Origin of the sequence: Streptomyces sp. NPDC015032, from assembly GCF_043080425.1 — a bacterium.
GTDB lineage: Bacteria > Actinomycetota > Actinomycetes > Streptomycetales > Streptomycetaceae > Streptomyces.
Window position 1 is genome coordinate 43,601 of record NZ_JBIBVN010000029.1, and the last position, 17,632, is coordinate 61,232.

At 71.3% G+C, this 17,632-nt stretch carries 18 protein-coding genes and 1 pseudogene; 8 read left to right on the forward strand and 11 right to left on the reverse strand.

The genetic code is table 11. From position 1 onward, the window contains the following. Positions 1 to 41: 41 nt before the first annotated feature. The 3 genes from ACF08M_RS30550 to ACF08M_RS30560 are packed head-to-tail and all read left to right on the forward strand — an operon-like array spanning position 42 to position 3,031. Positions 42 to 1,316, forward strand: a complete 1,275-nt coding sequence (locus ACF08M_RS30550; RefSeq protein WP_392188497.1) for a magnesium transporter MgtE N-terminal domain-containing protein — start codon at positions 42 to 44, stop codon at positions 1,314 to 1,316. Beyond that, the gene (locus ACF08M_RS30555) at positions 1,306 to 1,863 is read left to right on the forward strand and encodes a DUF1003 domain-containing protein (RefSeq protein WP_392188498.1); all 558 of its coding nucleotides are present in this window, start codon (positions 1,306 to 1,308) and stop codon (positions 1,861 to 1,863) included. The genes ACF08M_RS30550 and ACF08M_RS30555 overlap by 11 nt, the downstream gene beginning before the upstream one ends. Positions 1,864 to 1,897: 34 nt before the next feature. Continuing rightward, positions 1,898 to 3,031 (forward strand): Mrp/NBP35 family ATP-binding protein, encoded by a 1,134-nt coding sequence (locus tag ACF08M_RS30560; protein ID WP_392188499.1) that lies wholly within the window; start codon positions 1,898 to 1,900, stop codon positions 3,029 to 3,031. Positions 3,032 to 3,135: 104 nt separating this feature from the next. Here the strand turns inward: ACF08M_RS30560 and ACF08M_RS30565 are convergent, their stop codons facing one another. The 5 genes from ACF08M_RS30565 to sigE form a co-directional block, all read right to left on the reverse strand. After that, on the reverse strand, positions 3,136 to 3,795 hold the full coding sequence (locus ACF08M_RS30565; protein WP_392188500.1) for a hypothetical protein: 660 nt from the start codon (positions 3,793 to 3,795) through the stop codon (positions 3,136 to 3,138). Positions 3,796 to 3,914: 119 nt separating this feature from the next. Continuing rightward, positions 3,915 to 4,400 carry a sec-independent translocase gene (locus tag ACF08M_RS30570; RefSeq protein WP_392188501.1) on the reverse strand — a complete coding sequence of 162 codons (486 nt, stop codon included), beginning with the start codon at positions 4,398 to 4,400 and terminating at the stop codon, positions 3,915 to 3,917. A gap of 99 nt (positions 4,401 to 4,499) precedes the next feature. Further along, positions 4,500 to 6,218 carry a trypsin-like peptidase domain-containing protein gene (locus tag ACF08M_RS30575; protein ID WP_392188502.1) on the reverse strand — a complete coding sequence of 573 codons (1,719 nt, stop codon included), beginning with the start codon at positions 6,216 to 6,218 and terminating at the stop codon, positions 4,500 to 4,502. 110 nt (positions 6,219 to 6,328) lie between these two features. Next, complete coding sequence (locus ACF08M_RS30580; RefSeq protein WP_392188503.1) at positions 6,329 to 7,399, reverse strand: zf-HC2 domain-containing protein; 1,071 nt, start codon at positions 7,397 to 7,399, stop codon at positions 6,329 to 6,331. Then, on the reverse strand, positions 7,396 to 8,157 hold the full coding sequence (gene sigE / locus ACF08M_RS30585) for an RNA polymerase sigma factor SigE (RefSeq protein ID WP_392188537.1): 762 nt from the start codon (positions 8,155 to 8,157) through the stop codon (positions 7,396 to 7,398). The genes ACF08M_RS30580 and sigE overlap by 4 nt, the downstream gene beginning before the upstream one ends. Before the next feature lie 180 nt (positions 8,158 to 8,337). Between sigE and ACF08M_RS30590 the strand changes: the two genes are divergently transcribed. Then, the gene (locus ACF08M_RS30590) at positions 8,338 to 9,003 is read left to right on the forward strand and encodes an O-methyltransferase (RefSeq protein ID WP_392188538.1); all 666 of its coding nucleotides are present in this window, start codon (positions 8,338 to 8,340) and stop codon (positions 9,001 to 9,003) included. Between the two features lie 182 nt (positions 9,004 to 9,185). Here ACF08M_RS30590 and ACF08M_RS30595 read toward each other — a convergent pair whose 3' ends face one another. Then, on the reverse strand, positions 9,186 to 9,353 hold the full coding sequence (locus tag ACF08M_RS30595) for a DUF3117 domain-containing protein (protein ID WP_003966491.1): 168 nt from the start codon (positions 9,351 to 9,353) through the stop codon (positions 9,186 to 9,188). A gap of 313 nt (positions 9,354 to 9,666) precedes the next feature. Between ACF08M_RS30595 and ACF08M_RS30600 the strand changes: the two genes are divergently transcribed. Further along, positions 9,667 to 10,479, forward strand: a complete 813-nt coding sequence (locus ACF08M_RS30600) for an enoyl-CoA hydratase/isomerase family protein (protein ID WP_392188504.1) — start codon at positions 9,667 to 9,669, stop codon at positions 10,477 to 10,479. Between the two features lie 54 nt (positions 10,480 to 10,533). On the opposite strand, the gene ACF08M_RS30605 is transcribed toward ACF08M_RS30600, so the two are convergent. Together ACF08M_RS30605 and ACF08M_RS30610 are read right to left on the reverse strand one after the other, a co-directional pair. Next, positions 10,534 to 11,121, reverse strand: a complete 588-nt coding sequence (locus tag ACF08M_RS30605) for a DNA-3-methyladenine glycosylase I (protein ID WP_392188505.1) — start codon at positions 11,119 to 11,121, stop codon at positions 10,534 to 10,536. Between the two features lie 134 nt (positions 11,122 to 11,255). Then, positions 11,256 to 11,639, reverse strand: a pseudogene (locus ACF08M_RS30610) (cell division protein DivIVA); the annotation flags it as partial. Positions 11,640 to 11,742: 103 nt separating this feature from the next. Between ACF08M_RS30610 and folP the strand changes: the two are divergent. Continuing rightward, entirely contained in the window at positions 11,743 to 12,615 is an 873-nt protein-coding gene (gene folP / locus ACF08M_RS30615; RefSeq protein WP_392188506.1) for a dihydropteroate synthase, read from the forward strand. Between the two features lie 125 nt (positions 12,616 to 12,740). Here the strand turns inward: folP and ACF08M_RS30620 are convergent, their stop codons facing one another. Both ACF08M_RS30620 and dapE read right to left on the reverse strand, forming a co-directional pair. Next, positions 12,741 to 13,499: a TIGR00730 family Rossman fold protein gene (locus ACF08M_RS30620; RefSeq protein WP_392188507.1), complete on the reverse strand. Its 759-nt coding sequence runs from the start codon at positions 13,497 to 13,499 to the stop codon at positions 12,741 to 12,743. Between the two features lie 100 nt (positions 13,500 to 13,599). Next, complete coding sequence (gene dapE / locus ACF08M_RS30625) at positions 13,600 to 14,679, reverse strand: succinyl-diaminopimelate desuccinylase (RefSeq protein WP_392188508.1); 1,080 nt, start codon at positions 14,677 to 14,679, stop codon at positions 13,600 to 13,602. A gap of 80 nt (positions 14,680 to 14,759) precedes the next feature. Here dapE and ACF08M_RS30630 point away from each other — a divergent pair, with 80 nt between their 5' ends. Both ACF08M_RS30630 and ACF08M_RS30635 read left to right on the forward strand, forming a co-directional pair. Then, entirely contained in the window at positions 14,760 to 15,716 is a 957-nt protein-coding gene (locus tag ACF08M_RS30630; RefSeq protein WP_392188509.1) for a hypothetical protein, read from the forward strand. Between the two features lie 349 nt (positions 15,717 to 16,065). Beyond that, positions 16,066 to 16,437: an ATP-binding protein gene (locus ACF08M_RS30635; protein WP_392188510.1), complete on the forward strand. Its 372-nt coding sequence runs from the start codon at positions 16,066 to 16,068 to the stop codon at positions 16,435 to 16,437. Between the two features lie 91 nt (positions 16,438 to 16,528). On the opposite strand, the gene dapC is transcribed toward ACF08M_RS30635, so the two are convergent. Further along, positions 16,529 to 17,623, reverse strand: a complete 1,095-nt coding sequence (gene dapC, locus ACF08M_RS30640) for a succinyldiaminopimelate transaminase (protein ID WP_392188511.1) — start codon at positions 17,621 to 17,623, stop codon at positions 16,529 to 16,531. Between the last annotated feature and the right edge of the window lie 9 nt (positions 17,624 to 17,632).

Genomic DNA, 17,632 nt, shown 5'->3' on the forward strand with positions numbered 1-17,632 from the left:
GACCGGACAGCGAAGTCGTACACGGAAGAAGGAGGCGCATCATGGCGGCAGGCGCCCCCCGGGTCTTCGTCTCCCACCTCTCCGGCGTCCCGGTCTTCGACCCCAACGGCGATCAGGTGGGCCGCGTACGCGACCTGGTCGCGATGTTGCGGGTCGGCGGCCGGCCGCCCCGGCTGCTCGGCCTGGTCGTCGAGGTGCTCAGCCGCCGCCGGATCTTCCTCCCGATGACCCGGGTCACGGGGATCGAGTCCGGCCAGGTCATCACCACCGGCGTGGTCAACATGCGGCGCTTCGAACAGCGGCCCACCGAACGCCTGGTACTCGGCGAGTTCCTCGACCGGCGCGTCCGCCTCGTGGAGACCGGCGAGGAGGTCACCGTCCTCGATGTCGCCATCCAGCAGCTCCCGGCCCGCCGCGACTGGGAGATCGACAAGTACTTCGTACGCAAGGGCAAGGGCGGGGCGCTCCGGCGCAAGGGCGAGACCCTGACGGTGGAGTGGTCGGCGGTCAGCGGGTTCTCGCTGGAGGAGGACGGGCAGGGCGCCGAGTCCCTGGTCGCCACCTTCGAGCAGCTGCGCCCGACCGACGTGGCCAACGCGCTGCACCATCTGTCGCCGAAGCGGCGGGCCGAGGTCGCCGCCGCGCTCGACGACGACCGGCTCGCCGACGTCCTGGAGGAGCTCCCCGGGGACGACCAGGTGGAGATCATCGGCAAGCTGGAGGAGGAGCGCGCCGCCGATGTCCTGGAGGCCATGGACCCGGACGACGCGGCCGACCTGCTGTCCGAGCTCCCCGAGGCGGACAAGGAGCGGCTGCTGACCCTGATGCGGCCGGACGAAGCGGCCGATGTGCGGCGCCTCATGTCGTACGAGGAACGGACCGCGGGCGGCCTGATGACCACCGAGCCGATCATTCTGCGGCCGGACGCGACGGTCGCCGACGCGCTCGCACGGGTCCGGCAGGCGGACCTGTCCCCGGCGCTCGCCGCCCAGGTGTACGTGTGCCGCTCGCCCGACGAGACGCCGACCGGCAAGTACCTGGGCACCGTGCACTTCCAGCGGCTGCTGCGCGATCCGCCGTACGCCCTGGTCAGCTCGATCGTCGACAGCGACCTCGTGCCGCTCACGCCGGACACCCCGCTGTCGGCCGTGACGAGCTATCTGGCCGCGTACAACCTGGTCTCGGTGCCGGTCGTGGACGAGAGCGGCTCGCTGCTCGGCGCGGTGACCGTCGACGACGTGCTCGATCATCTGCTGCCGGAGGACTGGCGGGAGACCGACTTCCACGAGGAGGGGGAGGTCGCCCGTGGCCGCTGAGGACCGCGCGAAGGCGGCGTCGACGGGTGCCTCGGGCATCGCGCGGCCACCCCGGTACCGGCTGGACCAGCCGAAGGCCCCGCGGCGGCGGCTGGTGCCCGCCTACGATCCCGAGGCGTTCGGCCGGCTCTCCGAGCGGATCGCCCGCTTCCTGGGCACCTGGCGCTTCATCGTCTGGATGACGCTGTTCATCTTCATCTGGTTGCTGTGGAACGTCTTTGCGCCCACGGCCTGGCGGTTCGACCCGTACCCGTTCATCTTCCTGACGCTGATGCTGTCGCTCCAGGCCTCGTACGCGGCCCCGCTGATCCTGCTCGCGCAGAACCGGCAGGCCGACCGCGACCGGGTCACCTACGAGCAGGACCGCAAGCAGAACGAGCGCTCCATCGCGGACACCGAGTACCTCACCCGGGAGATCGCGGCCCTGCGGATCGGCCTCGGCGAGGTCACCACCCGCGACTGGATCCGCTCCGAGCTGGAAGACCTGGTGAGGGGCCTGGACGACCGGCGAGCCCCGCACCCGGCCGAGAGTGACGAAGACCGCTGACGGGGCTGCTTCACGCACCCGTAGTATCGACAGTATGGCTACGGAAGACGCGGTGCTTGAGGCACTGGCGACAGTGAACGACCCGGAGATCCACCGTCCGATCACCGAGCTCGGCATGGTGAAGTCGGTCGAGATCGACGCTGACGGTGCAGTCGCTGTCACGGTCTATCTCACCGTCTCCGGCTGCCCGATGCGCGAGACGATCACCAAGACCGTGACGGACGCGGTGGCCAAGGTCGAGGGCGTCACCCGCGTCGACGTCACGCTCGACGTGATGAGCGACGAACAGCGCAAGGAACTCGCTTCCTCGCTGCGCGGCGGCACGGCGGAGCGCGAGGTCCCGTTCGCCAAGCCGGGCTCGCTGACCCGCGTCTACGCGGTCGCGTCCGGCAAGGGCGGCGTCGGCAAGTCGTCGGTCACGGTGAACCTGGCGGCCGCGATGGCGGCCGACGGCCTCAAGGTCGGTGTCGTGGACGCGGACATCTACGGGCACAGCGTGCCCCGGATGCTCGGTGCGGACGGCAAGCCGACCCAGGTCGAGAACATGATCATGCCGCCGTCGGCGCACGGCGTGAAGGTCATCTCCATCGGCATGTTCACCCCGGGCAACGCCCCGGTGGTGTGGCGCGGACCGATGCTGCACCGGGCACTCCAGCAGTTCCTCGCCGATGTGTACTGGGGCGACCTGGACGTCCTGCTGCTCGATCTGCCGCCGGGCACCGGTGACATCGCGATCTCGGTGGCGCAGCTCGTGCCGAACGCCGAAATCCTGGTCGTCACGACTCCGCAGCAGGCGGCGGCCGAGGTGGCCGAGCGGGCCGGCTCGATCGCCGTGCAGACCCACCAGAAGATCGTCGGTGTCGTCGAGAACATGTCGGGCCTGCCGTGCCCGCACTGCGACGAGATGGTCGATGTGTTCGGCACCGGGGGTGGCCAGAAGGTCGCCGAGGGCCTGACGAGGACCGTCGGCGCGGAGGTGCCGGTGCTCGGCTCCATCCCGATCGACGTACGGCTGCGCGAGGGCGGCGACGAGGGCAAGCCGGTCGTCCTCTCCGACCCCGACTCCCCGGCCGGCAAGGCGCTGCGCACCATCGCGGACAAGCTGGGAGGCCGTCAGCGCGGCCTGTCGGGCATGTCGCTGGGGATCACCCCGCGCAACAAGTTCTGAGACGGCGGGGGGCCGGGCCCGGTCCTCTCCGCGGTGCGGACGGGCCTGATCCGTCCGGCCCGTCCGGCGGGCGAGGACCGGCCGGTCGCCCCTCCTCCTCGACGCTACGCGTACGTCGCGATGTCGCCGACCACCGAGAACCCCAGCCCGTACGCGCTCATTCCCCGCCCGTACGCCCCGATGTGCACCCCGTCGTGTGCCGAACCCGCCAGCACCCAGCCGAACTCGGACTCGCGGTAGTGGAACGGCATGGGGACACCGTCCACCGGAAGTGACAGCACCGACCACACGGGGCCGTCCAGGTCGTCGGCGAGTTCGAACGCCGTCTCCGTCTGCTGGGCCAGCCAGTCGTCGCGCAGGGAATGGTCCAGCTGCGCGGGCCACGTGCAGGAGAGCAGTCCCGACCCGGCCAGCCAGGCCGCGGAGGAGACCGAGGTCGCGTCCAGCACCCCCGTACCGTCACCGCTGCGCCGCACCGGGCTGCTGGCCACCGTCACGACGGCGGCGAATCGTTGTTTCTCGGTACCGGTGTCGTTCCGTACCGACGGTTCGTCACCGTGTCCGAGGGAACCGTGCTGCACCGTGCCGTCCGCGGCGGTGCCCACCTGCATCAGCCAACGGGGCCCGGTGAAGGCCTCGTCCAGTGCGTACCAGGGGAACGGAGCCGCCAGGTATCCGTCGACAATGCGCGGGGCCGTCGGCGCCTCCTCCGCGGTGGCTGTGCCCGGCGCGTTGTCCGCGCCCACCCGACTGGTCGTCTCCATCTGCGCGGCCCGCCTCCTCGATCCGTTGGGTCCGGAGCGGCCCGCCCCCCACGGGCGTCCTCACAACCGGACAGATGGAGAATAGCCATACCGTCCGGGCGACCCGGGATTGACTGCCGTCAGGTGGCGTCGGAGTCGAACGGCGGATGGTCGTCCTTCGCGGGCTGTGCACGCTTCTTGAGCAGGTCCGGAGTACCGCCGGAGCCGTTGGCGGCGGTGATCGCCGAGCCGCTCGACACGCCGCCGCTGGAGTCCGCGGACTCCACGGCCGCGCTCTCCCGGCCGTTCACCGCGTCGGTGACCTCGGCCAGGTCCTTGCGCAGGTCGAAGCTCTCGCGGATCTCCTTCAGCCCCAGCTCGTCGTTGCCGTCCATGAGCTGCTTGCGGACGAACGTCTTGGGGTTGAGGTCCTCGAACTCGAAGTCCTTGAACTCCGGACCGAGCTCCGTGCGGATGTCCTCCTTGGCACTCTCCGAGAACTCACGGATCTTACGGATGAAGCGCGAGGTGTCCTGGATGACCTTGGGCAGCTTGTCCGGGCCGAAGATCAACACGCCCAGGATCGCGAGCGTCGCCAGCTCGAGTACGCCTATGTCATTGAACACCCTGTTGCTCCTCGTGTTCTCCGAGACCGTGTCGGTCGAGGTCCGGACCGGGCCCACGGTACCCGTCGAATCTGTCCGCGCGGTAGCTTCCCACCGCTGTCACGTGCCGGATGCCGAGCCAAGGGTCAAAGAGATGGACAGGTCTTTACCACCTCGGGTCAGGCCGAGGTCCAAACGGTCGCCGGGCCGGTGCGCGCGGATCTTCACGATCAGCTCCTCGCCGCTGTGCACCCGTCGGCCGTCGACCTCGGTGATGACGTCCCCCGGCTTGATCCCGGCCTTGGCCCCGGGGCCGCCGGGCGTCACCACGGGCTTGCCGGCCGCCCCCTTCTCATCGACCTTGGCGCCGTCCCCCGTGTACTTCATGTCCAAGGTGACGCCGATCACCGGATGAGTGGCCTTCCCGGTGTTGATCAGCTCCTCGGCGACCCGCTTGCCCTGGTTGATCGGGATGGCGAAGCCGAGTCCGATGGAACCGGACTGCCCGCCCTCGGTGCTCGATCCGCTGTCGGCGGCACGGATGGCGCTGTTGATACCTATGACATGGGCATCGGTGTCGACGAGCGGACCGCCGGAGTTGCCCGGGTTGATCGGGGCATCGGTCTGCAACGCATCGACATAGCTGACGTCGCTGCCGTCGCCCTTCTCGCCGCCCGCGGTGATCGGCCGGTCCTTGGCGCTGATGATGCCGGAGGTCACGGTGTTGGACAGGTCGAAGGGGGCGCCGATGGCCACCACGGGGTCGCCGACCTGCACATTGTCGGAGTTGCCCAGCGGCAGCGGCTTGAGGCCGGAGACGCCGGTGACCTTGACCACGGCCAGGTCGTAGCCGCTGTCCTTGCCGACGACCTCGGCACGCGCGGTCTCGCCGCCGCTGAACGTCACGGTGATCTCGCCGCCGGACCCGGCCGGGGCGACGACATGGTTGTTGGTGAGGATGTGACCGGAGTTGTCGAGCACGAAGCCGGTACCGGTGCCGGATTCGGTCGTGCCGCTGACATGGAGGGTGACCACACTGGGCAGCGCGCTGGCGGCGATGCCCGCGACGCTGTCGGGAGCACGGCCGCCGCTGTTCCGGCCGGTCTGCGGAAGCTCGACCCGGGTGAGACCGCCGTTGCGCTCGATGTAGGCGCCGATGCCGCCGCCGATGCCGCCCGCCACCAGTGCGAGCAGTACCGCGCCGATGAGGAGGGAGCCGCGGCGGTTCTTCTTGCGGCCGCCGTCGGCACCGAGGGGCGGGCCGGGGTTGGTCAGCGGCTGCCGGGGCGCCCCCCAGGGGTCGTACGGGAGCCACTGCGTCGGCTGGGCCTGCGGCTGCTGAGGCAGCGGCGGCGGGGGCGTGAAGCCGGGTGCGGTGGGGTGAGCCGGTGCGGTCGGGAGGCCCGCGCCGTTCGTCCCCGCGTGCTGCCCGGGGACGGGGGTGCCGTGCGCGGGGGTCGGGACCGGTCGCTGCACGGGTGGCGCGGGTGCCCAGGGGCCGGGCCCGCCGTAGGGCGGGGTGCTGTACTCGTCGGGCTGGTGCAGCGGCGCCACGGGCCGCGCGGCCGGTACGGGCGCCATGGGCTCGGGCGCGGGCGGCGGCACCGGCTCGGGTGTCGCCGCCCGCGCCGGAGTGTCGGCCAGGTGCACGCGCGCCTCCGTCGCATCCGCGACGGGTGCGTTCCTCGTGTCCGCGACGACCGTCGCGTCCGTCGTACCGGCCGTGGGCGCCGTGCCTTCTGCGGGGGAAGGCTCGTCCGGCGCTGTGCGGGTGGTGCGTCCCGGCGCGGGCCGGCTCCACCATGTCGCCTTCGGCCCGGTGGACTTCCCGTCTTCCATGCTCTCCCCGCAACTGCCGCAACTGGCCTCGCACACCCCCACAGGGGCGTCCCTCCCGGAACTGCTCCCGGAATTCAACCAGGTTTGCGAATGTCCGCGCAGGATCCCGGTCAGCGCCGGGAGGAAAGCGGCAGAGCCTGATCGGCAGGAGTGGGGAGGGCCGAGGCCGACGGAGGCGTCCAGGACGGCGACGTGGAAGGAGCGGGGGACGGAGGTGCGAGCTGCCCGAGCACCCGTGCGAAGAGCGGGGTGGTGCCGGTCGGGCGTATCAGAGGTGGCGCGGACACATTGGTCAGCACCTCAACGGCGAAGGTGTTCCCCGTGAGCGCTCCGAACTCCAGGGTCCCGGACGCGAGGCTCCGGGACGCGAGGTTCCGGGAAAAGGGGTCTTGGGAGGAGAGCAGTGCGGGAGCGGTGGAAACCGCCACCGGTGCGGCTTCCAGCCGGGGCGGCGGGGCGGCGGTGGTCGAGCGGTCGCCGGCCCTGGTCCCGGCGGGCGCGCCCTGGCCGCCACCGTTGCGGCGGCTCGCCGAGCCGCCGCTCTCACCGCGGGAGGCGGCGTCGAGCGGAGTCACCGTGTTTCCGGCGCCCGCGGCCCGTGCCGGGGCGTTGGGACCCGCACCCGTGGGCAGGGCACCGCCGAGGGCGATGGCCGCCAGCGACACGGCGCTGGCCGCCGCGAAGGCGAATCTCCGGCCGCGCCACAGCGACCGGTCGGACTCACGGCCCACCTCATGGATCCGGAAGCCCGAACGGGAGGACGACGCGCCCGGCAGTACGGCGGTCGTGCCGTGCGGGACCGGCAGGAAGCCGAAGCTTCCCAGGGACGGATCTCCCGGCGGATCGGTGCGGCTGCCGGACTGCTGGATCACGGGGAAGAGCCCGTCCGCAAAGCGCCCGGAGCCGCCGAATGGTCTTCCCTGGCTGTCGTCGTCACCCCCCGGTCCCCCGGGAAGGCCCTGCAGCCGGGCGAGGAACCCCTCGGACGGCGAGGGCGGGGCGGACTGTGCGAAGACACTTTTCAGGCGTCGCTGGGCCGCGGCCTCGGCCTTGCACTTGGCACAGGTCGCGAGATGGGCGAGCACCCGTTCGCGAGCGTCGTGTTTCAACTCGCCGTCGACAAGCGCGGCGAGCCGGTCCCCCAGGTGCTGTTCCGCAGGGGTCGGGCCTGTGCCACTCACGCCGTTCCGCCCTCCCCTGCCAGGATCGCGCCCGCCAGCGAGCGCTGCTCGGCACGGGCTTCGGGCGAACGGTGCCGAAGCGCCTTGCGCAGGTGCGAGCGGCCCCGGTGGATACGGCTGCGCACGGTGCCGAGCTTCACGCCCAGCGTCGCGGCGATCTCCTCGTACGAGAGACCCTCGATGTCACAGAGCACGACGGCGGCACGGAATTCCGGCGCGAGAGTGTCCAGCGCCTGCTGCACGTCCGCGTCGAAATGCGTGTCGTTGAAGGCCTGCTGCGGGGACGGCTCACGGCTCGGCAGCCGCTCGGCGGCGTCGTCACCGAGGGAGTCGAAACGGATCCGCTGCTTACGACGGACCATGTCCAGGAACAGGTTGGTCGTGATGCGGTGCAGCCAGCCCTCGAAGGTGCCCGGCGTGTAGGTCGACAGCGACCGGAACACGCGCACGAAGACCTCCTGGGTGAGATCCTCCGCATCGTGCTGGTTGCCCGTCAGCCGGTAGGCGAGGCGGTACACACGGCCGCTGTGCGTGCTGACGATCTCTTCCCATGAGGGCGGCGTCCACGCCTGGGAGTCCGCATCTGAGGCGAAGGTCGCGGTCGGTGCGGAGTCGTTGGAAGAACGGTCAGCGATGTTGGTCACGGATTTCGGCTCACCCGCCGGCCTGAGAAAGCGCCGCAGCGCTCCTCTCCGGTCCACAGGCGCAGCCGCACCTCCCCTATCGGCTCTGGTGGTGTCCAGTGGAGCCCCTACCATAGCCACCTCGCCCGTTAGCTCCGGATAAGCCTTTTTCCTGCTGGGGCCGGGGATCCCCCGGAACAGCCGGCCCATGGCTCCCGGACCCGATCCGCGGGCCGATTCCATGCGCTTTCCCCTGCCCCTGGATAACGCCCGGTCCCATCTGCGGGTTCCCGGGTGCAGCGGATACAGTCACCGTTGCGCCAACTACGGGGACAGGAGAGGGTCATTACCGCCAACCGGCAGACGAGCTGGGCGTTCGCCGACGCCTTTGTCGCCGAGGACGAAGCATTGCACTGGGCCCGGGACCGGGCCCGGGAGGCAGGACTTCGCCCGGTGTCGCCAGGTACCGGCGCCGCGCTGCGCTTGCTCGCTGCCACGACGGACGCCAAAGCGGTGGCCGAAATCGGCACCGGGACCGGCGTGTCCGGACTCTATCTGCTGCACGGCATGCGGCCCGACGGGGTGCTGACCACGGTCGACCCCGAGCCCGAATGCCAGCAGTTCGCCCGTGAGGCGTTCCGGGCCGCGGGGTTCGCCGCCAATCGGGCCCGCTTCATTCCCGGCCGCGCCCTGGACGTGCTGCCGCGGCTCGCCGACGGCGGATACGACCTCGTGTTCTGCGACGGCGACCGGCTGGAGAGCCTGGACTGTCTCGCCGAATCGTTGCGCCTGCTGCGGCCCGGCGGCCTGGTCTGCTTCGAGGGCGTTTTCGCGGACGGCCGAACGATCGACTCCGCGGCGCAGCCCGCGGAGGTGCTGCGGCTGCGGGAGCTGTTGCGGGCGGTACGTGAGAGCCAGGAACTGATGGCGACGCTGCTGCCGGTGGGCGACGGGTTGCTGTGCGCGGTGCGGAGGGGCTGACGCCCCGGTGCGGGGTGAGATCCTGCCTCGCCCGGGCAGACCGGGGTGTGTCCTCGATCGCCGGACCGGCTTGATACAGGGGCCCGGTTTCGTCGTTTTCCTCGTTGTAACTGGTGGTGGACGCATCACTGCCCCGGAACGGGCACCGTGCCGGGGCAGTGAAGAAGTGTGGGCGCCTCTGCTCAGCCGACGACCTTCTTGAGGGCATCGCCGAGTGCATCGGCCTCGTCCGGAGTCAGCTCCACGACAAGCCGACCGCCGCCTTCGAGCGGAACGCGCATGACGATGCCCCGCCCCTCCTTTGTCACCTCGAGCGGGCCGTCGCCCGTCCGCGGCTTCATGGCCGCCATGCTCGTTCCCCTTCCTGAAACCAGCTCATCGCAACCGGCGGCCCCATGACAGGCGCTGTGTCACCGGCATCGAACACATTGCTTCCAAGCCATTATCCCGCATCACAGACCCCGATGACCAACATCGGTCGGCATCTCTTGCGCAACGCGCTCTCTCAAAACCACCCAATTCGGCGATCCAGCTGCGATACTCCGCCCCCTTCACCCCTTCACCGGAGTGCAATTGTTAGACGCAGGTCACATGTCGCCCCCGGCCCGAGTCGGCCATGCTTGCCTCGACAGGCATTGCCCGAGGTGCAGAGAGGACAGCGAAATGGCCGACCAGCCGGCGGACAGCGTGCTCTACGAAGTGAGCGACGGGCTCGCGACGATCACGATCAACCGTCCCGACGCGATGAATGCCATGAACACCGCGGCCAAGGTGGCACTCCGTGAGGCGCTGCATTCCGCGGCGGCCGACACTGCCGTACGGGCCGTCCTGCTCACCGCGACCGGGCGTGCCTTCTGTGTCGGCCAGGATCTGAAGGAGCACGTCGGCAAGCTCGACGAGGCCCGTGAGTCCGGTGGCGGCAATGCGCTGAGCACCGTTAAGGAGCACTACAACCCGATCGTGCGGGCCCTCACCGAGATGCCCAAGCCGGTCGTCGCCGGGGTGAACGGTGTCGCGGCCGGCGCCGGTTTCGGGTTCGCGCTGGCCTGCGACTACCGGGTGGCCGCCGACACCGCCTCGTTCAACACGTCCTTCGCCGGAGTCGCCCTCACCGCCGACTCGGGCGTCTCCTGGACGCTGCCCCGCCTGATCGGGCAGAGCCGCGCCGCCGACCTGCTGTTCTTCCCGCGTTCGATCTCCGCGCGGGACGCCCACGAGCTGGGCATCGTGAACAAGCTGGTGCCCGCCGCCGACCTGGCCGCCGAGGCCGCCGTCGTGGCCCGCGCCCTGGCGTCCGGTCCCACGGTGGCGTACGCCTCGCTCAAGGAGTCCCTGGCCTACGGAGCCGCTCACACGCTGAGCGAGGCGCTGGAGAAGGAGGACGAGCTCCAGACGAAGGCGGGCGCGTCCGAGGACCACACGATCGCGGTGCAGGCGTTCCTGAACAAGGAGAAGCCGAAGTACCTCGGGCGGTAGCCACCCGGCCGCGCGGACGCGCCGGTGCGTGGGCCGCGCACCGGCCGCCCGGGGCTATGCCCCGGTGCCGCGCGCCACGCAGTCGGCCAGGTGGTCGTCGACCAGCCCGCAGGCCTGCATCAGGGCGTAGGCCGTCGTGGGTCCGACGAACCGCAGCCCGCGCTTCTTGAGATCCTTGGCCAGCGCCGTGGACTCCGGGGTGACCGCGGGCACGTCTCCGACGGTGCGCGGGACCGGCCGGCCGGCCGGGTCGGGGGCGTGGGACCAGATCAGGTCGTCCAGCTCGCCGGGGTGCCACTCGGCCAGCACCTTGGCGTTGGCGAGGGTCGCCTCGATCTTCGCCCGGTTGCGGATGATGCCGGCGTCGGCGAGGAGCCGCTCCTTGTCGGCGTCGGTGAACTCCGCCACGGCGGGGATCTTGAACCCGGCGAAGGCGGACCGGAAGCCCTCGCGGCGGCGCAGGATCGTCAGCCAGGAGAGACCCGACTGGAACGCCTCCAGGCAGAGCCGTTCGAACAGGGCGTCGTCGCCATGGACGGGCTTGCCCCATTCGGTGTCGTGGTACACGAGGTAGTCCTCGGTGGAGAGCCCCCAGGGACAGCGCAGTCCGCCGTCCGGGGCCGATTCCGTGCCGCCGCTCATCGCCGGGGCTCCTCTCCGGGTCGCTGGGTGTGCTGTGGGGGCTGCCACGGGGCCGGCCACGGGTCGGGACGGGTCTCCTCCTCCGGGGGTGTTTCCCGCGACTCCTCAGGGGGTGTTTCCCGCGACGACGCCTCCGGATGGTCCTCGGGGGCTTCCGGGGGCGGCTGCGGCCGGTCCTCCGGCCGCTTGAGGAGATCGGGGCCGCCGACCGCGGTCGCCTGCGCCCCGGCCAGCGCCGACTCCAGCTCCGCGATCCGCGCGTCCCGCTCGGCCAGCTCGGCGCCGAGCCTGCCGAGTACCTCGTCGACGTCCGTCATGCGGTAGCCGCGCGCGACCACCGGCAGCCGCAGCGCCTCGACGTCCGCGCGGCCCACCGGACGCGTCGCCGGCAGCGGGTCGGTCAGCTGCTCGGGCGCCACGTCCTGCAGGACTGCGCTCTTCCCCCCGCCGACCACCGCGAGGGTGACCGCGGCCACGACCACCACCATCGTCAGCAGCAAGAACCAGAACACGCGCATCTCCCCGGGAGCGGAAACCTGTCCGGCTCCGATCGTGCCATGCGGTGCCGACAGTTAGGGTCGCAGGCGACCCACGGGCGATCTACCAGAGGAGAAACACGGGATGCCAAGCGGTGCGCTCAGGCTGGGGCGGCGTGAATTCGGTGCGCACGAGCCGGTGATCATGGCGATCGTGAACCGTACCCCGGACTCCTTCTACGACCAGGGCGCGACGTTCCGGGACGAGCCGGCGCTCGCCCGGGTCGAGCAGGCGATCGCGGACGGCGCGGCGATCGTCGACATCGGCGGGGTGAAGGCGGGACCCGGTGAAGAGGTGACCGCCAGGGAGGAGGCCCGTCGCACGGTGGGGTTCGTCGCCGAGGTGCGGCGCCGCCACCCGGACGTCGTGATCAGTGTCGACACCTGGCGCCACGATGTCGGCGAGGCGGTCTGCGAGGCCGGCGCGGATGTGCTCAACGACGCGTGGGGCGGCGTCGACCCGAAGCTCGCGGAGGTCGCCGCGCGGTACGGCGCCGGTCTGGTGTGTACGCACGCGGGCGGCGCCGAACCGCGGACCCGGCCGCACCGGATCGCGTACGACGACGTGATGGCGGACATCCTGCGGGTGACGGCCGGGCTGGCCGAGCGGGCGATCGGGCTCGGGGTGCGGCCGGACGGGATCATGATCGACCCCGGTCATGACTTCGGGAAGAACACCCGGCACTCGCTGGAGGCGACCCGCCGGCTCGGGGAGATGACGGAGACCGGCTGGCCGGTCCTCGTATCGCTGTCCAACAAGGACTTCGTCGGGGAGACGCTCGACCGGCCGGTGAAGGAGCGGGTGATCGGAACGCTGGCGACGACGGCCGTGTCGGCGTGGCTGGGCGCGCGGGTGTACCGGGTGCACGAGGTGGCGGAGACGCGCCAGGTGCTGGACATGGTGGCGTCCATCGCCGGGCACCGGGAGCCGGCGGTCGCGCGGCGCGGGCTGGCGTGAACGACCGGGGCTCCGCCCCGGACCCCGGATCCCGGACCCCGGTGCCCGGCGGGCGGGCGGCCGGACGGGCCTGATCCCGCCGCTGTTCGCGGCGGACCGGCCCGTCGGTGCGAAGTCCCCGGTTCCTAGTGGCCGACCCGGCCGACCTCCTTCGTGACAAGGTCGACCGCCTCGTCCACGTCGTCGGTGACGTGGAACAGGAGCAGGTCGTGCTCGGACGCCTTGCCCTGTGCCACCACGGTGTCCCGCAACCAGTCGACGAGCCCGCTCCAGTACGCGGTGCCGAACAGCACGATCGGGAAGCGGGTGACCTTGCCCGTCTGGACGAGGGTGAGGGCCTCGAAGAGCTCGTCCAGGGTGCCGAGGCCGCCCGGCAGGACGACGAAGCCCTGTGCGTACTTCACGAACATCGTCTTGCGGACGAAGAAGTAGCGGAAGTTGACGCCGATGTCGACGTGCTGGTTGAGACCGGACTCGAAGGGCAGCTCGATACCGAGGCCGACCGAGACGCCCTTCGCCTCCCGCGCCCCCTTGTTCGCCGCCTCCATGGCTCCGGGGCCGCCTCCGGTGATCACCGCGAAGCCGGCCTCGACCAGGGCCTTGCCGATCCGTACGCCCGCCTCGTAGTCCGGCCCGCCGGCCGGGGTGCGGGCCGAGCCGAAGACGCTGATGGCGCTCGGCAGCTCGGCGAGGGCGCCGAACCCCTCGACGAACTCCGACTGGATGCGCATCACCCGCCATGGATCGGTGTGCACCCACTCGGAGTCGCCCTCGGTGTCCAGCAGCCGCTGGTCGGTGGTGCCGGGCTGCACCTGGTCCCTGCGGCGCAGTACCGGCCCCTGCCGCTGTTCCTCGGGGACCTGCGCTCCCTCGGGGTTGCCCATGACCTGCTCCCTCCGACGACGATCGATGACCATCACCGATGACCATCTCTGTCAGGTCAGGGTAGATCCACCGAGGTTACGGACAGGAGAATGCCGTGGGTCAGCTGGTGAGCCAGGAGCGGAGCCGCTCCTCGCAGTGGGTGATCCGGTCGACCACCACGTGCTCGTCCCGCTTGTGCGCGAAGAGCGGGTCGCCGGGTCCGTAGTTCACCGCGGGGATGCCGAGGGAGCCGAAGCGGGAGACGTCGGTCCAGCCGAACTTGGGCCGGGCGGTGCCTCCGACCGCCGCCATGAACGCCTTGGCCGCCGGGTGGGACAGGCCGGGCATGGCCGCGCCCGAGTGGTCGTCGACGATGAATTCGACGACGCCGCAGCCCGCGAAGACCTCGTGGACGTGGGCCAGGGCCTCCTCGGCGGTGCGGTCGGGGGCGTACCGGAAGTTGACGACGACGGTGCAGGCGTCGGGGATGACGTTATTGGCGACGCCGCCCTCGATCCGTACCGCGTTCAGGCCCTCACGGTATTCGAGGCCGTCGATGACCGGGCGGCGCGGTTCGTACGCGGCGAGGCGGGCCAGGACCGGGGCGGCGCCATGGATGGCGTTGGACCCCATCCAGCCGCGCGCGGAGTGGGCCCGCTCCCCCTCCGTACGGAGGAAGACCCGCAGGGTGCCCTGGCAGCCGCCCTCGACCTGGGCGTCGGAGCCTTCCAGAAGGACCGCGAAGTCGCCGGCCAGCCATTCGGGGTGGGCGGCGGCGACGTGGCCGAGCCCGTTGAGATGCGCGGCGACCTCTTCGTTGTCGTAGAAGACGAAGGTGAGGTCGCGGTTGGGCTCGGGCACCGTCGCGGCGATCCTCAGCTGGACGGCGACACCGGACTTCATGTCGGAGGTGCCGCAGCCCCACAGCACGCCGTCGTCGTCGAGCCGGGACGGCACGTTGTCGGCGATCGGCACGGTGTCGATGTGCCCGGCGAGTACGACCCGTTCGGCACGGCCCAGGTCCGTCCGCGCGACGACGTTGTTCCCGTGCCGGTCGACGGTCAGGTGCGGCAAGGTGCGCAGCGCCGACTCGATCGCGTCGGCGAGCTCCTTCTCCTGCCCGCTGACCGACGGGAAGTCGACGAGCCGGGCGGTGAGCGCGGGGCCGTCCAGAGTGAGGTCAAGCGTGCTTTCAGGCATGGAACCGACCCTAAGGGAACGGAACCGGACCTGATGGACTGGGCCCTCGGCCGGGCCCGTTCCTCCAGTACGGTGGCCCCGTGCCCCGGACCGTCTCCCCCACACGCCGACACACCGGCCGCAGCCGTCTCCTCCGTACCGCGGCCGCCCTCGGCGTCCTCGCCGCGCTGGGCGGCTATCTGACCGTGCAGTACATATCGGGCAGCCAGGTCACCGAAGGGTGCACCGTGGAGTCCGCCGACGGTTCGGCCGGCCAGAGCCGTACGTACCGGCTGAGCGCGGAGCAGGCCTCGAACGCCGCGACGATCTCCGCGGTCGGTTCCTCGCGCGGGATGCCGGAACGCGCGGTGACGATCGCGCTGGCCACGGCGTTGCAGGAGTCCGGGCTGCGCAACATCGATCACGGCGACCGGGACTCGCTGGGGCTGTTCCAGCAGCGCCCGTCGCAGGGCTGGGGCACCGAGAAGCAGATCCTGGACCCGGTCTACTCCGCCGGGGAGTTCTACCGGCACCTGGCCGAGGTCCCCGGCTATTCGCGGCTGCCGCTGACGGTCGCCGCGCAGCGGGTCCAGCGCAGCGGCTTCCCACAGGCGTACGCGAAGCACGAACCGGACGCGGCGTTGCTGGCGGCCGCGCTGACCGGCCGTGCACCCGCCACGCTGAACTGCACGCCGCCGCGGACGACGGCCGCGAAGGCCGACGCGGCGAGGGTGCAGGCGGAGCTGGCGCGCGACTTCGGCAAGGACGTGGTGCCGTTGGGGCAGCTGTCGGCGCGGGAGGACGGGAAGGGCGCGGCCGGTGCACCGGCGGGGACTGCGAGCACCGTCTCGGTACCGGTGCGGGCGGCCCGCCCCGGCACGGACGACGACCCGTCGCGGCGCGGCTGGGAGATCGCGCACTGGGCGGTCGCGCAGTCCGAGACGCTCCGGCTGGACGAGGTCGCGTATGCGGGCCGGGTGTGGAAGGCGGGGTCGGGATGGCGGACGGACAGCAAGGAATCGGACACCGCCGAGGTCCGCATGCGGCTCGTGCGGTAGCCGTCCCGCACGGAAGCCGCTCCACGCAGCCCCATACGGCAGTCGTTCATGAGTACGAAAGGCCACCCGGAGGCGTTTCCCGGGCCCGCCGGAACGGCCTCTCGCGCGGCGGTTCCCGCCACCCCTTCTCCAACCCCCGATTTCCTTGCGTAACAAGAGAAGTGACGGTCCGTCGCCCCGTTCGGGAGAGGGCTGCGCACCCGGGTCCGTCCAGCGCGGATTATGTGACGCATTGCCGACTCTTTACCTCGATGTACCGCAACCTCCCCCGCCCTTACGACGGTTGTCAGTGCGTCCGATCAACGGGCAGACCAGTTCCTCACTTTCCTCATTCCGTCGAAGGAGCATCATGTCCCTCCCCCTGACCCGCCGGATCGCCCGTGCCGCGCTGCTGATCGCCGCGGGTGCGGCCCCCGTGGTCGGTGCGGCCGGAGCCGCAGGTGCCGCGGGGCTCCCGCAGACCCCGGATCTCGGCGGTCTGACCGCCGTCGACGGCGGCGGCCTCGGCAAGACGGTCGACGGCGCGTCGCAGCAGGGCAGCAAGGCTGCTGGTGAGACCGGCGGCAAGATCGTCGGGACGGCCCTCCCGGCGGCGGGCAAGGCCGCCCCCGTCGTGCAGAAGACCGCCGGCGGTGCCGCGGGCACCGCGGGCAAGGTCCTCGGCGGCGCCGGCACCGCGACCCGGGGCGGCCTGCCCACGCAGGGTCTGCCGATCGGCTGACCCGCACCGGCCACCGGCCGGTCCATCACACGCGAGGAGCCTCGGGAGTGCGCACTCCCGAGGCTCCTCGCGTGTGGTGTGTCGCCGGCTGTCAGGCCAGCCGCTTGACCGCGGCGGCCACCCGCTCGTCCGTCGCGGTGAACGCCACCCGCACGAAGCGGTCACCGGCGGGTCCGTAGAAGTCGCCCGGCGCCACCAGAATGCCGAGTTCCGCCAGGTACGCCACGGTCTCCCAGCAGGGTTCGTCGCGCGTCGCCCACAGGTAGAGGCTCGCCTCGCTGTGCTCGATCCGGAAGCCGTGGGCCTCCAGCGCCCCGCGCAGGGCCGCGCGCCGCTCCGCATACCGGGTCCGCTGTTCGACGACGTGCTCGTCGTCGCCGAGCGCCGCGACCGTCGCCGCCTGCACCGGGGCGGACGTCATCATGCCGCCGTGCTTGCGGATCAGCAGCAGGTCGCCGAGCACGGCCGCGTCGCCCGCGATGAAGGCCGCGCGGTATCCGGCCAGGTTGGAGCGCTTGGAGAGCGAGTGGACGGCGACGACGCCCTCGTACGTACCGCCGCAGACGTCCGGGTGCAGCACGGAGACGGGTTCGGCGTCCCAGCCCAGCTCCAGGTAGCACTCGTCGCTGAAGACCAGCACGTCGTGCTCGCGCGCCCAGGCGACGATCCGGATCAGCTCGTCCTTGGGCAGGACACGGCCGGTCGGGTTGGACGGCGAGTTGAGCCAGAGCAGCTTCAGACCGGCGGGGTCCAGCTCGGTCGGGTCGTCGTAGACGACGGGCTCGGCGCCGCAGAGCCGGGCGCCCACCTCGTACGTCGGGTAGGCGAGGCGGGGGTACGCCACCTTGTCGCCCGCGCCGAGACCGAGCTGGGTCGGCAGCCAGGCCACCAGCTCCTTGGAGCCGACGACCGGCAGGATGTTCTCGTGCGCCACGGAGACCGCGCCGAGCCGCCGCTCCACCCAGCCGGTGATCGCGTCCCGCAGCTCGGTGGTCCCCCACACCGTCGGATAGCCGGGGCTGTCCGCGGCGGCGACGAGCGCCCGCTGGATCAGCTCGGGCACCGGATCGACGGGCGTGCCGACGGACAGGTCAACGATGCCGTCCGGGTGGGCGGCGGCCGTCGACTTGTAGGGCACGAGCTTGTCCCAGGGGAAGACCGGGAGACGGGAGGAGACTGCGGACACGGATCTCTG